This window comes from Leifsonia sp. 2MCAF36, from assembly GCF_052115525.1.
In the GTDB taxonomy this organism is placed as follows: Bacteria; Actinomycetota; Actinomycetes; order Actinomycetales; family Microbacteriaceae; genus Leifsonia.
Genome location: NZ_JBFRGV010000009.1, coordinates 157559 through 170011 on the forward strand (window position 1 = coordinate 157559; position 12453 = coordinate 170011).

13 protein-coding genes are annotated in these 12453 nt (G+C 70.0%); 3 read left to right on the forward strand and 10 right to left on the reverse strand.

Features of this window, described 5'->3' with window-relative positions:
* Positions 1-149: 149 nt before the first annotated feature.
* On the forward strand, positions 150-614 hold the full coding sequence (locus tag AB4079_RS14890; RefSeq protein WP_441788088.1) for an Lrp/AsnC family transcriptional regulator: 465 nt from the start codon (positions 150-152) through the stop codon (positions 612-614).
* A gap of 74 nt (positions 615-688) precedes the next feature.
* On the opposite strand, the gene AB4079_RS14895 is transcribed toward AB4079_RS14890, so the two are convergent.
* From AB4079_RS14895 to AB4079_RS14910, 4 genes are all read right to left on the reverse strand, one after another.
* Positions 689-2977, reverse strand: coding sequence for a polyribonucleotide nucleotidyltransferase (locus tag AB4079_RS14895; protein WP_441788089.1), 2289 nt, complete (start codon positions 2975-2977; stop codon positions 689-691).
* Between the two features lie 363 nt (positions 2978-3340).
* Positions 3341-3604, reverse strand: a complete 264-nt coding sequence (locus tag AB4079_RS14900; protein ID WP_441788090.1) for a hypothetical protein — start codon at positions 3602-3604, stop codon at positions 3341-3343.
* Positions 3605-3685: 81 nt separating this feature from the next.
* Positions 3686-4444: a fructosamine kinase family protein gene (locus tag AB4079_RS14905; protein WP_441788140.1), complete on the reverse strand. Its 759-nt coding sequence runs from the start codon at positions 4442-4444 to the stop codon at positions 3686-3688.
* A gap of 18 nt (positions 4445-4462) precedes the next feature.
* Positions 4463-4900: a VanZ family protein gene (locus AB4079_RS14910; RefSeq protein WP_441788091.1), complete on the reverse strand. Its 438-nt coding sequence runs from the start codon at positions 4898-4900 to the stop codon at positions 4463-4465.
* Positions 4901-4918: 18 nt separating this feature from the next.
* On the opposite strand from AB4079_RS14910, the gene AB4079_RS14915 reads away from it, so the two are divergent.
* On the forward strand, positions 4919-6124 hold the full coding sequence (locus tag AB4079_RS14915) for a low temperature requirement protein A (RefSeq protein WP_441788092.1): 1206 nt from the start codon (positions 4919-4921) through the stop codon (positions 6122-6124).
* Positions 6125-6136: 12 nt separating this feature from the next.
* Here the strand turns inward: AB4079_RS14915 and AB4079_RS14920 are convergent, their stop codons facing one another.
* From AB4079_RS14920 to pdxR, 5 genes are all read right to left on the reverse strand, one after another.
* Positions 6137-8014 carry a family 43 glycosylhydrolase gene (locus AB4079_RS14920; RefSeq protein ID WP_441788093.1) on the reverse strand — a complete coding sequence of 626 codons (1878 nt, stop codon included), beginning with the start codon at positions 8012-8014 and terminating at the stop codon, positions 6137-6139.
* A gap of 143 nt (positions 8015-8157) precedes the next feature.
* Positions 8158-8427 carry a 30S ribosomal protein S15 gene (rpsO, locus tag AB4079_RS14925; RefSeq protein ID WP_441788094.1) on the reverse strand — a complete coding sequence of 90 codons (270 nt, stop codon included), beginning with the start codon at positions 8425-8427 and terminating at the stop codon, positions 8158-8160.
* 134 nt (positions 8428-8561) lie between these two features.
* Complete coding sequence (locus tag AB4079_RS14930; protein WP_441788095.1) at positions 8562-9329, reverse strand: VOC family protein; 768 nt, start codon at positions 9327-9329, stop codon at positions 8562-8564.
* Positions 9330-9383: 54 nt separating this feature from the next.
* Positions 9384-9986: an acyl-CoA-like ligand-binding transcription factor gene (locus AB4079_RS14935; RefSeq protein WP_441788096.1), complete on the reverse strand. Its 603-nt coding sequence runs from the start codon at positions 9984-9986 to the stop codon at positions 9384-9386.
* A 7-nt stretch (positions 9987-9993) separates the two neighbouring features.
* Positions 9994-11502: a MocR-like pyridoxine biosynthesis transcription factor PdxR gene (pdxR, locus tag AB4079_RS14940; RefSeq protein ID WP_441788141.1), complete on the reverse strand. Its 1509-nt coding sequence runs from the start codon at positions 11500-11502 to the stop codon at positions 9994-9996.
* A 42-nt stretch (positions 11503-11544) separates the two neighbouring features.
* Between pdxR and AB4079_RS14945 the strand changes: the two genes are divergently transcribed.
* On the forward strand, positions 11545-11985 hold the full coding sequence (locus AB4079_RS14945) for a carboxymuconolactone decarboxylase family protein (protein WP_441788097.1): 441 nt from the start codon (positions 11545-11547) through the stop codon (positions 11983-11985).
* Between the two features lie 83 nt (positions 11986-12068).
* On the opposite strand, the gene AB4079_RS14950 is transcribed toward AB4079_RS14945, so the two are convergent.
* Entirely contained in the window at positions 12069-12443 is a 375-nt protein-coding gene (locus tag AB4079_RS14950) for an FKBP-type peptidyl-prolyl cis-trans isomerase (protein ID WP_441788098.1), read from the reverse strand.
* Positions 12444-12453: the final 10 nt, after the last annotated feature.

Below are 12453 nucleotides of genomic sequence, written 5' to 3' on the forward strand. Positions count from 1 at the left end.
CAGCTTGTGGCGTGCACGACCGGCTTCCGGCCTCCTTGCCGGAATTAATGGGAAGGCTACGCTGTCAGGTCAGCGCGCACAACCAGCGGCGTGTCGACTGTGCAGGATGCTCTATCCAGCACGATCGTCGGCCTGCTAGTTTTCGCACTATGCGCAACTTCGACACCACCGATCGACGGATCCTCCTGGCCCTGGCGGACGACCCGCGATCGACCAACGTCTCGCTCGCCGACCGTCTGGGGCTCAGCCGCAACACCGTGCAGGCGCGTGTGGCGGAGTTGGAGCGCAGCGGCGCGTTCCTGTCCTTCGAGCGGCGCATCTCCGCCCGCGTCGCCGGCTATCCGCTTGCGGCGTTCGTCAACGTCCACGTGCGGCAGCAGCGGCTGGCGGCGGTCGTGGAGAGTCTTGCGGCGATCCCCGAGATCGTGCAGGCGCACGGCCTCTCCGGCCCCTCCGACCTGCTGCTCCGCGTGGTCTGCGTCGACGCGGAGGACCTGTTCCGGATCACCGGCATCATCCAGTCCACGGACGGCGTCGACCGGGCCGAGACGTCGCTCGACATGGGCGAACTCATCCCGTACCGCCTCCGCCCCCTCCTCACCCGCGACGCCTGACCTGACCGGCAAGCGACCGGAAACGCGCGAAGGCCGCGTCGACGGTGTCGACGCGGCCTTCGGTGCAGGGTGAGTTACGCCTCGGCGGGAGCCTCAGCGGTCTCGACGGGGGCCTCCTCGGAGGCGGCCTCCTCGGCGATCACCGGAGCGAGCGACAGCTTTCCGCGGTCGTCGATCTTGGTGATCTCGACCAGGATCTTCTGGCCGACGCCGAGCACGTCCTCCACGTTCTCCACACGCTTGCCACCGGCGAGCTTGCGGACCTCGGAGATGTGCAGCAGGCCGTCCTTGCCCGGGAGCAGCGAGACGAACGCACCGAATGCGGCGATCTTGACGACGGTTCCGAGGAACTGCTCGCCGACCTCCGGGTTGGTGGGGTTCGCGATCGCGTTCACCTGGGCACGGGCCGCCTCGGCCGACGGGCCGTCGGTGGCGCCGATGTAGACGGTGCCGTCCTCCTCGATGGAGATGTCGGCGCCGGTCTCGTCCTGGATCGCGTTGATCGTCTTGCCCTTCGGGCCGATCAGCTCGCCGATCTTGTCGACCGGGATCTGGACCGAGATCACGCGGGGCGCGGTCGGGGCCATCTCGTCCGGACGGTCGATGGCGGCGTTGAGCACGCTCAGGATGGTCGTGCGCGCGTCCTTCGCCTGCTTCAGCGCGCCGGCGAGGACCGACGACGGGATGCCGTCGAGCTTCGTGTCGAGCTGGATCGCGGTGACGAACTCGCTGGTGCCGGCGACCTTGAAGTCCATGTCGCCGAGCGCGTCCTCCGCGCCCAGGATGTCGGTGAGGGCCGCGTAGCGGGTCTCACCGTCGACGACGTCGGAGATCAGGCCCATGGCGATACCCGCGACCGGGGCGCGCAGCGGCACACCGGCGTTGAGCAGCGACAGGGTGGAGGCGCAGACGGAACCCATCGACGTGGAGCCGTTGGAGCTCAGCGCCTCGGACACCTGGCGGATCGCGTAGGGGAACTCCTCGCGACTCGGCAGCACCGGCACGAGTGCGCGCTCGGCGAGGAAGCCGTGCCCGATCTCGCGACGCTTCGGCGAACCGACCCGGCCGGTCTCACCGGTCGAGTAGGGCGGGAAGTTGTAGTGGTGCAGGTAGCGCTTCTTGGTGACCGGCGACAGCGAGTCGATCTGCTGCTCCATCTTGAGCATGTTCAGGGTGGTGACACCCAGGATCTGGGTCTCGCCGCGCTGGAAGATCGCCGAACCGTGGACACGCGGGATGACCTGCACCTCGGCGTCGAGCGGACGGATGTCGGTCAGGCCACGGCCGTCGATGCGGATGCCCTCGCGCAGCACACGGCCGCGCATGACCACCTTGGACACCGACTTGTACGCCGCCGAGAACTGGGTGAGGACCTCGGCGTCGATGACTCCGGCCTCCACCTTCTCGGTGAGGGACGCCTTGACGCGCTCCTTGAGGGCGTCGTCGGCGTTCTGGCGCTCGATCTTGTCGGCGATCTGGTAGACGCGGACGAGCTCGTCGTAGGCGAGGCCCGCGACGTTGTCGTACGTGCTCTTCGCGTAGGGCAGGAACACCGGGTAGTCGGCGATCGCCTTCGCGGCCTGCTCGGCGATGACATTCTGCGCAGCGACCAGCTGGCGGAGGAACGGCTTCGCGGCCTCGAGGCCCTGGGCGACGATCTCCTCGTTGGGCTTGACCGCACCGGCCTGGATGAGGTTCCAGCTGTTCTCGGTGGCCTCGGCCTCGACCATCATGATCGCGACGTCGCCCTCGGAGCCGTCCTCGTTGGTGAGGACGCGGCCGGCGACGATGAGGTCGAAGACGGCCTCCTTCAGCTGCTCGGCCTTCGGGAAGGCGATCCACTGGTCCTCGTGGGCACCGTTGCCGGGCATGAGCGCGAGGCGCACGCCGGCGATCGGGCCGGAGAAGGGCAGTCCGGAGATCTGCGTGGAGGCGCTGGCCGCATTGATGGCGAGCGCGTCGTAGAACTCGTCCGGGGCGATGCTCAGGACGGTGATGACGATCTGGACCTCGTTGCGGAGGCCCTCGACGAACGACGGGCGCAGCGGCCGGTCGATCAGACGGCAGACCAGGATCGCCTCGGTGGAGGGGCGGCCCTCGCGCCGGAAGAACGAACCGGGGATCTTGCCTGCGGCGTAGGAACGCTCTTCGACGTCGACCGTGAGCGGGAAGAAGTCGAAGTTGTCCTTCGGGTGCTTGCTGGCGCTGGTCGCGCTCAGCAGCATGGTCTCCTCGTCGAGGTAGGCGGCGACTGCGCCCTGTGCCTGCTGGGCGAGGCGTCCGGTCTCGAACCGGACGGTGCGGGTGCCGAAGCGGCCGTTGTCGAGCACGGCTTCGGCGAACTTGATTTCAGGACCTTCCAAGAGGTCTTTCTCCTTTGTTTAACGTCGCGGTCCCGTGTGGACGCGACTTCATCCAAGGAGCAGGAAACAGGCAGTTCGACACGTTCTGTGTACGCGACAATGCCATGCGGGTGCGTGGGCTGAGCCCGTCTGGCCATCAGTAGAAATACACGGTTGCGTCACCGCCGTTGTGCTTGAACACAGAGTGCGGACGCATCCGGATACCACCACCGAGGACCAGCTTCTGCCGGCCTGCTCCGGTCGATCGGCGCACTGCCGACCACCAGCATCCTATCAGTCATGGCGCGGCAGGGGGATGCCGGAGGCGGCCTCCGGGTCCGCGGTCCGCGGGCGCACGGGTCGGCGGGCGCCCGCGGTGTCCGGTCAGACGTCCCGCTCGACCTCGTCGGCGCCGTCCTCGTGCTCGGCCTTGGGGTAGTTTCCGATGCGCTGGTGTGTGCTGCGCACCACCGGCGGCTCACCGTCGTCGTGCTCCGAGCCGACGTACGCGCCGAGGATCTCCGATTCCGCGGGGATGTCCTCCGCCGTGCCGGTGTACCGGCCGTGCACTTCCCTGAGTTCTGCCGTTTCGGGCTGAGCCTGCGTGTAGCGGCCTTCCACGAGGTCGCGTTCTTCGCTGTCGCCCATGATCATCGCCTCCTTACTTGCGATGACGCAATCGTCCCTCATCCGCGGTCGCAAGGGAAGGGGTGCAGCCTGCCGATCCGGTCAGAGTGCCAGCGTCGCGCGTGCCGCGTCCGCCAGCGCGCGGCCATACGCGGGGCCGTACCCGGCGGCGTGCACGGCGAGCGGATGCAACTGGTGCAGCGGGATGCGATCCCGCCAACCGGCACGCAGCGGCCGCGCGGCGTCGTAGCCGGTGACCAGCTCGTCGAGGAAGGGCGCACCGAACAGCGCCAGCATCGCCAGATCCGTCTCGCGGTGGCCGCCGTGCGCGGCGGGGTCGATGAGCACGCCGCCGCGCGCATCCCACAGGAGGTTGCCGTTCCACAGGTCGCCGTGGATGCGCGCCGGCGGCTCGTCGTCGTCGAACTCCCCCGCCGCAACCCGGTCGACGGCTTCGCGGATCACCGGAAGCTGGGTGCTGGTCACGCTGCCCGCATCCACGGCGATACCGAGGTACGGGAGGATGCGGTCGCGCGCGTAGAAGAGGCCCCACTGGGTCTCATCCGCCACCGGCAGCGGCCGTCGGCCGATGAAGATCGGCCCGTCCCAGCCGTCCGGCGGTGCGCCGAAAGCGGCGGCTCCTGCGGCATGCGTCACCGCGAGCGCCGCCCCGAACGCACGCGCGGCGTCCTCCGTCGGTCTGCCGTCGTGGATGCGCTCCAGCGCGATCCGACCGGGCCGCACCGACGCCACGCGGGCCACACGCGCTCCCCCTGCGGCCTGCGCCTCGCCGAGCCAGCGCAGTCCGGCCGCCTCCGCCTCGAAGAACCGCGCGGGCGCATCCGTCCGCTCCTTCGTCACCGTCTCCACGCCGCCACCCTACGTCGCACGTCGGCGGCTGCTGCTGCGGCTGCTGCGGCGACGGGACGACAGCAGGACGAGGGCGACGCCGAGCAGCGTGCCCAGCGTGTTGGCGAGCAGGTCGCGCGGGTCGCTCACCCGCTCGGGCAGGAACAGCTGCACGAACTCGATGACCAGTGTCGCGACCACTCCGATCGCGACGGTCAGCCACCACCTCCAGGCGCCGAGGAGCACGGTGAACAGCAGCCCCATGGGCACGAACAGCAGCACATTCGCGGAGAACTCGGCGACGTCGTAGTCGACCCAGTGCAGCCCCGGCACGGCGGACACAGCGCGCAACAGCGCGCGGAGCAGCGGGTTGCCTGCAGGGTTCCCGGGCACCGGGCTCAGGGTGATCCAGGCGACCGCGGCCAGATACCCGGCGATCAGGAGGGGGAGCACGGCACGACGGCGCATCCTCCTATGCTGGCGCACATGACCAGTCCGTTCCGCATCCCGATGACCGGACGCTCGACCGACGAACGGCATCGCGTCTCCAGCCCGCTGGAGCTGCTGTTCGACCTGACCTTCGTGGTGGCCATCGCCCAGGTGGCCGGGCAGCTGGCGCACGCGGGCGAGCAGGGGCACATCCTGGAGCGGTTGCCGTTCTACTTCATGGTGTTCTTCGCCATCTGGTGGGCGTGGATGAACTTCACCTGGTTCGCGTCGGCGTACGACACGGACGACGTGCCCTACCGGGTGATGACCCTGGTGCAGATGGGCGGCGTGCTTGTGCTGGCCGCGGGGGTCCCTGCAGCGTTCGATCAGGATGACTTCACCGCGATCATCATCGGCTACCTGATCATGCGGTTGGCCCTCGTCGGCCAGTGGATCCGCGCCGGCGTGGAGCACCCGGCGGGCCGGAGGACGGCCTTCCGCTACGCGGCCGGCGTCGCCGCGGTCCAGGTGCTCTGGGTGGCGTGGGGCTTCCTCCCGCCGCACACCGCGGTCTGGCTGTTCGGGATCGGCGTCGTGCTCGAACTGTCGGTGCCGATCTGGGCCGAGCGCACCGGCATGACGTCGTGGCATCCGCACCACATCGCCGAACGGTACGGGCTGTTCACCATCATCGTGCTCGGCGAGTCGGTCTCGGCGGCGGCGCTCGGCGTCCAGCGCTCCCTGGCGGAGAGCGGGTTCTCCGCAGCCCTGGTCTGGATCGCATCCGCCGGGCTGGTGCTGCTGTTCAGCCTCTGGTGGCTGTACTTCCTCGAGCCGGCCGCCGAAGGTCTTCAGAGCAAGCGCGGCCGGTCCTACTACTGGGGCTACGGTCACTACTTCGTGTTCGCCTCGCTCGCCGCTCTCGGCGCCGGGCTGGAGGTGGCGGTCCAGGCGGGCGCCGCGCACACGGCGGCCTCCGAAACGGCGGCGGAGTACGCGATCGCGGTGCCGGTCGCGGTCTTCCTGCTGATGCTCTACGTGCTGCACGCCCCGCTGGTTCCGGAGGTGATCATCCGGCCGCTGAAGACGGTCATCGCGATCGCCCTGGTGCTGCTGCTGCCGCTGGCCTCGCCGGTGATCGGACTGGTCGGCGTGACCATCGGTGTCGCCGTCGTCACGTCAGCGCTCGTGGCCGTGACGCTGGTCGACCAGGCGGTGTCGGCGCGCGCCGCCGGCACGGCGATCGCGGGTCCACTCCCCTGAATTCCGGTCAGGTCACGAGCCGCCGCCCTTTCCGCGGGGAGCGCCGTACACGCGGACGTAGTCGAACGTTGTGGTGAAGCCCGCTGCGGCCATCGAGACCAGCCCCAGGCGCGGCGGTGTGGCGGAGAGCGGGGTCGTCCAGGTGCCTGCCGTGTCCCACGTCGCGCCGTCGTCACGACTGGTGGATGCGGTGTACACGTTCTCCGTGGCCGTATGCGACCTCGTCAACCGGAGCACGGTCCACTCGCCCACCGGGCCGCCGACGGAGTTGCCGTACGTGGGATAGCCCGGCCCCTCGGCGGTCTCCCGCTTGCCGAACTCCGTCTGCCGGGTCTCCCAGATGGACGTGACGGCCAGCTTCACGAAGTTCGCGTCGTCCTGGTAGATCACCAGGCCACCCTGGGCGTAGTTCTGGCAGCAGCCGTCGCGCGGGACGGTCGTGGAGACACGCGTCTCAACGGTGTAGTCGCCAGTCGGCAAGGCCCGCAGCGGCAGTCCGGCGGCGCCCGCATCGGGCCCGAGGTCGGCCTGCTGCATCTGCCACCTCAGCACTCCGCCGGAGACCGACCGGGTGGCCGGACCCGGGTCGCGCAGCCAGGTCCAGGCCGGATCCATCGAGTGACCGCCGAACTCGTCGGAGTACGCCGGGAGCTTCGGCCCGCGCGGGAGCGGGCCGACGAATGTCGGCAGGTACGCAGGATGGTGTCCGGCGACGACGGCCGGCGCGGGCTGCGGGCTGTCCGACGGTCCGGCACCGCCGCGGACCACCGGCCAGCCGTCCTTCCAGTCGAGCGGGTCCATCAGAACCGGCCGCTTCGTGTACGTGCCGGCACCCGCCACGTACGGGTCGGTGCGGTCGACCGCGTGATACAGCATCCATTCCTGGCCGGCCGCATCCACCGTGCTGGTCACGTGACCGGGTCCGACCCAGCGGTTGCCGTTCTGGTGCAGCACGGGGGTTCCACCGACGCGGGAGTCGAGCAGCGACGCGCCCGTACGGTCGACGAACGGCCCGGTCGGCGACGTGGAGCGCCCGGCGAAGACGCCGTAGCCGGTGAGCGGGCCGTTGCAGCAATTGGTGGCCGAGCCGAGCAGGTAGTACCAGCCATCGTGCTCGATGACGTGGGTGCCCTCGTACCGGTTCGGGATGGCGACCTGCACCTGGCTGGCCGGGTCGGAGTGGAGGCCGTCGGCACTCAGGCGACGGACGGAAAGCCCGCCGTAGTAGCTGCCGAAGTACAGGTAGTGGGCGCCTCCGACGGTGAGCAGCTCGGGGTCGTACACCCAGCGCCGGTCGTTGGGGTCGGTGCTCCCCGGCGTGGGCATCGGCTCGACGACCGGACCGCCGGAATCGACCCACGGGCCCGCCGGGCTGTCGCTGGTCGCCACGCCGATCGCCGAACCGCCGCCCGGCGCCACCGTGTTGGTCGCCGTGTAGTAGAGCAGGTAGCGGCCGCCGACGTACGCGACGTCCGGTGCCCACATGTCGCCGTTTCCGATCCACGCCGGCCGGGTGGGGAGAGCCTCGCCGACGAACGACCAGTGCACCAGGTCGGTGGAGCGGTAGCTCGGGATGCTGGAGAAGACCAGCGATCCGTCTGGATTGCGCAGGGACGAGTCGATGACGTCGCGCGTGCAGTAGAGGTACCAGGCGGGGTCGGAGGGGTTCTGCGAACGGATGACGTCGGGATCGGCGCACTGCTCGGCGGTGCGGCCGCCGCCCAGGTCGAGCGGGAGCGGGTTGGTGTACGTGGCGGACGCCGACGGCGTCTGCGTCGTCGGCGCTGCAGCAGTCGCGGATGCGGCTGCGGGCGCGGAGGCCACCGGGATGCCGACGCCGAGCGCCAGCGCTGTAATCACCGAGAGGATGGACGTCGGCAGATGACGCATGGTCGCAGCTCTCCTTCGAGACGGGATGTGCGTCACACCTTACGGCGCTGTAAAGCCGATGCCAAGGCTCTCGAGACGACAAAACGGGCCGCCACCCGAAGGTGGCGGCCCGTCTGCTAAGAAGTTCGCGGAGTCGTCGAAGACTAGCGACGAAGGCCGAGACGCTCGATGAGAGCGCGGTAACGGCTGATGTCGATGTCTGCCAGGTAGCCCAGCAGACGGCGACGCTGACCGACCAGCAGAAGCAGGCCACGACGCGAGTGGTGGTCGTGCTTGTGCTCCTTGAGGTGCTCGGTGAGATCCTTGATCCGCTTGGTCAGGATCGCGACCTGCACCTCGGGGGATCCGGTGTCACCGGGGTGGGTAGCGTACTCTTCGATGATCGCCTTCTTGGTGTCTGCATCCAGCGCCATAGAGGGATCCCCTTCCTGCTCGTTGCGCGGTGCCCGGGGCCGTATGCCTGGGCTCTCTTGATCCGCGGCCGTTCGACGGCAACTGCACGAGTCTACCAGAAGCGGCGGGCGCGACCGTCCGCGCGGGGCACCCCTCAGAGCGGCTCGGGCTCCGGTTCGAGCAGCGCGAACACCGCGCCCTGCGGGTCGACGATCTCCGCCCAGCGGCCCACGCCGGGAGCAGAGAGCGGCTCCGTGCGCAGAGTGCCCCCGAGCTCGGTCGCGCGCACCACACCGGCGTCGAGGTCGGCGACGTTGAAGTACACCAGCCACGCGGCCGGGGCGGAGCCGTCGGAGGCGTAGGCGCCGGCCACACTGGTGTCGCCCACGTCGAAGAGCCCGTACGGCTGCTCCCCCACTCGCATCTCGCTGACGCCGACGCCGAGCACGGACTCGTAGAAGCCGAAGACGGCCTCGGGCTCCGGTGCGACGAGTTCGAGCCAGTCCACGGCGCCCGGCTCGTCCCTCAGCCACGGATCGTTCTGCTCACGGCTCTGCCAGAGGCCGAACGCGGCGCCGGCGGGGTCGGCGACGATGGCGAGGCGGATGCCGGGCACCGGCTCCCCCGGCTCCAGCAGCACCGAGCCTCCCGCGGCGAGCGCGGCGTCGGCCGCCGCCTGCAGGTCATCGACGGAGAAGTACGCGGTCCACGCCGTCGCGGCGTCCGCCGAGGGCAACGGGCCGAGCGCCGCGACCGCGACACCGCGCGCGGTGGCCAGGGCGAAGTCGCCGGTCTCCGGGAGGGCTGGGCCGACCTCCCAGTCGAACAGGCGGCGATAGTACGTGGCGGCGGCAGGCGGGTCCGCGCTCTGCAGGTCCACCCAGATGGGAGTGCCGTGCGGGAACATGTCTTCGATCGGCATGGCCTCACCGTACTCGTCCGCGACGCGTCCGGTCGAGAGGCGAAGCCCGGCGGTTCAGATGCCGCGCAGGACTTCGTCGATGGCGGCGACGACGACGGGCGCCGGCGGACCGTCGTCGTGGCGCGCCCACCAGAGCAGTGCCGAGAAGTTGGCCGCGGTCAGCGCGTCCGCGATCACCTGCACCCGGAGGCTGAGCGGATCGAGGGAGAGCCGGCCGGCCAGGAAGCCGACCAGCAGTTCCCGCTGCGACGCCATCCCGACCAGGCCGAAGCCGATGAGCGACGGGTGCGTCCCCATCAGGGCGAGCCGGCGCCGGGTGGCCTCCTCCGACTCCGGAGTGAGGGTCAGCGAGCTCAGCACGGCGGCGGCGAGCACGTCGCGGATCGACTCGCCGGCGGGCGCCTCGTCGAGGACGGCGTGCATCCGCCCGACCACCGGCTCGATCCCGCCCCAGACCAGGGCCGGCTTGCTCGGGAAGTAGCGGAACAGCGTCCGCCTCCCGATACCGGCGAGGGCGGCGATATCGTCCATCGTCGTCTGCTCGTAGCCGTACTCGTCGAAGTGCCGCAGCGCGAGCAGGGCGACGCGTTCCGGGTCGACGTCGGCGGGTCGTCCACGACGTCGCGGCGGTGCGGCGGGGACCTCCGGCGAGCTCATGCTTTGATCATCGCACCCGGTCCCCCGAGTCGCGGACCTGCTCCCGCCCGATCGCCTCCGCGAGCGTCCGGAGACCGTCCGGGATGTGCGCCGCCGGGATGCCGCCGAAACCGAGCAGGATGCCGTCCGGCCCATGCCCCCGACGGAACCGGGAGACCGGCAGGAAGGCGACGCCGGCGACGCCCGCGCGCTCGGCCACACGCCGGGCATCCAAGCCCGCACCGACTCCCGTTCTGCCTGCAGGCTGACCCGGCTCGAGGAGGGCGACATGCAGCCCTGCGGCGGACGGCACGAGTTCCAGCTCCGGCAGGAGCTCTCCGGCGGCCCGCACCAGCACCGCGTGCCGCTCCTCGTAGACGCGGGTCGCCGCACGTACGTGCCGCGCGAAAGCGCCGGTGTCGAGCAGTCGAGCCATCGCGCGCTGGGTCACGGTCTCGTTGTGCCAGTCGGTGAGTCGCTTGGCGTGCCGGAGCGCTGAGAGGATCGCCGGCGGCGCGATCACGAACCCGAGACGGAGGGCGGGCAGCATCGTCTTGGAGAACGTACCGACGTACACCACCCGTCCGTCCGCATCCAACCGTTGCAGCGGGTCGAGCGGACGCGAGCCGAAGCGGTACTCACTGTCGTAGTCGTCCTCGATGACGACCGCGTCGTGGCGGGCGGCCCATTCGAGCAGTGCGACGCGTCGCTCCAGCGGCAGAATGCCGCCGAGCGGGAACTGGTGCGACGGCGTCACGTACACCAGCCGCGCCGGCGGCAGCAGATCCACCCGCAGGCCGTGCTCGTCGACGGGCACGGGCACGACACGCGCACCCGCCATCTCGAACAGCTGCCGCACGGGCGGGTAGCCAGGGTCCTCCACGGCGACCGTGTCCCCCGGCTGCAACGCGACACGCGCGAGCAGGTCGAACGCCTGCTGCGCGCCGCTGGTCACCAGCACGTCGTCTGGCCCGGCCTCCACGGATCGGGCCACCCCGAGATGCCGTGCGATCGCCTCCCTCAGGCGCTCGACGCCCGCGGGGTCGCTATAGGAAGAGTTCCGCACGAAACCCGCGCGCAGCTCGGCGGCGACCGAGGTGCGCCAGGTCTCGAGCGGGAAGAGGGCGGGGTCCGGCGAGCCGATGCTGAAGTCGTACGCGATCGGTCGCGACTCCACCCAGAGCGGGTCGTCGAGGTCCCGCCAGGCCTGCGTGGGCTGGGCGGCGGCGCGCCTCGGCGCCGGAAGGGGCCCGCCGGAGGCGCCCGCATAGGCGACGAACGTTCCGGCACCGACCCGTGCGGCGAGGTAGCCCTCCGCGGTCAAGCGCTCGTACGCCGTCGAGACCGTCGAGCGCGAGACCTGCAGCCGCTCGGCGAGCTCCCGCGTGGCCGGCAGCCGCTCGCCGCGGCGCAGGCGCCCGTCGAGCACCGCATCCCGGAGCTGCCGGTAGATGCGGTCGGCGCGGTCACCGCGGCCGCCGATGGCGACATGGAGGTCCAGGATGCTCCCGAATGGTCTGATCAGAATCCGACGAATTGGATCTTACAGCGCACCATTGACCTTCGTAGCGTTGCTTCCATGACAGAACGAATCCAGATCCCCTCGATCGCCCCCGAGGGCTACCGCAAGGTCATCAACCTCGACGGCTACGTCGGCGGAGTCGTCGAAGAGCCCCTCGGCGACCTCATCAAACTGCGCGCATCGCAGATCAACGGCTGCACTTACTGCGTCGACATGCACTCCGTCGACCTGCAGGGCCGGGGCGTGCCGCTGCGCAAGGTGTTCGCCGTCTCCGCCTGGCAGGAGTCGCCCTGGTTCACCGACCGCGAGCGGACGGCCCTCGAGCTCACCGAAGCCGTGACGCTCATCCACCAGGACGGTGTCCCGGATGAACTGTACGACCGGGCGCTCGCGGAGTTCGGCGAGGACGGGCTCGCCAACTTGCTGCTCGCGATCGCGACCATCAATGTGTGGAATCGGATCGCCATCCCCACCCGGATGCAGCCGGCCAGCCTCTGAACTGCCAGCCTCCGAATAGCCCCGAAACGACGAAGCGCTCCCCCGGCCGAAGCCGAGGGAGCGCTGGAGCGTCCGGGATCGACTCAGCTGACGCCGAGCAGGTCGATCACGAAGATCAGGGTCTTGCCCGACAGCGGGTGACCGCCGCCGACCGGACCGTAGGCGAGCGCCGGCGGCACGGTGAGCTTGCGGCGTCCGCCGACCTTCATGCCGGGGATGCCGTCCTGCCAGCCCTTGATGAGGTTGTTCAGCGGGAAGTTGATCGACTGGCCGCGGCTCCACGACGAGTCGAACTCCTCGCCGGTCTCGTACTCGACGCCCAGGTAGTGCACGTCGACCTTGGAGCCGGCCGTCGCCTCCGGGCCGGAGCCCTTCACGATGTCGACGATCTCGAGGGTCTCGGGAGCCGGGCCCTCGGGCGCGTCGACTTCGGGCTTCTGGTTGGTGTTCTCTGCCATGAGACCCATC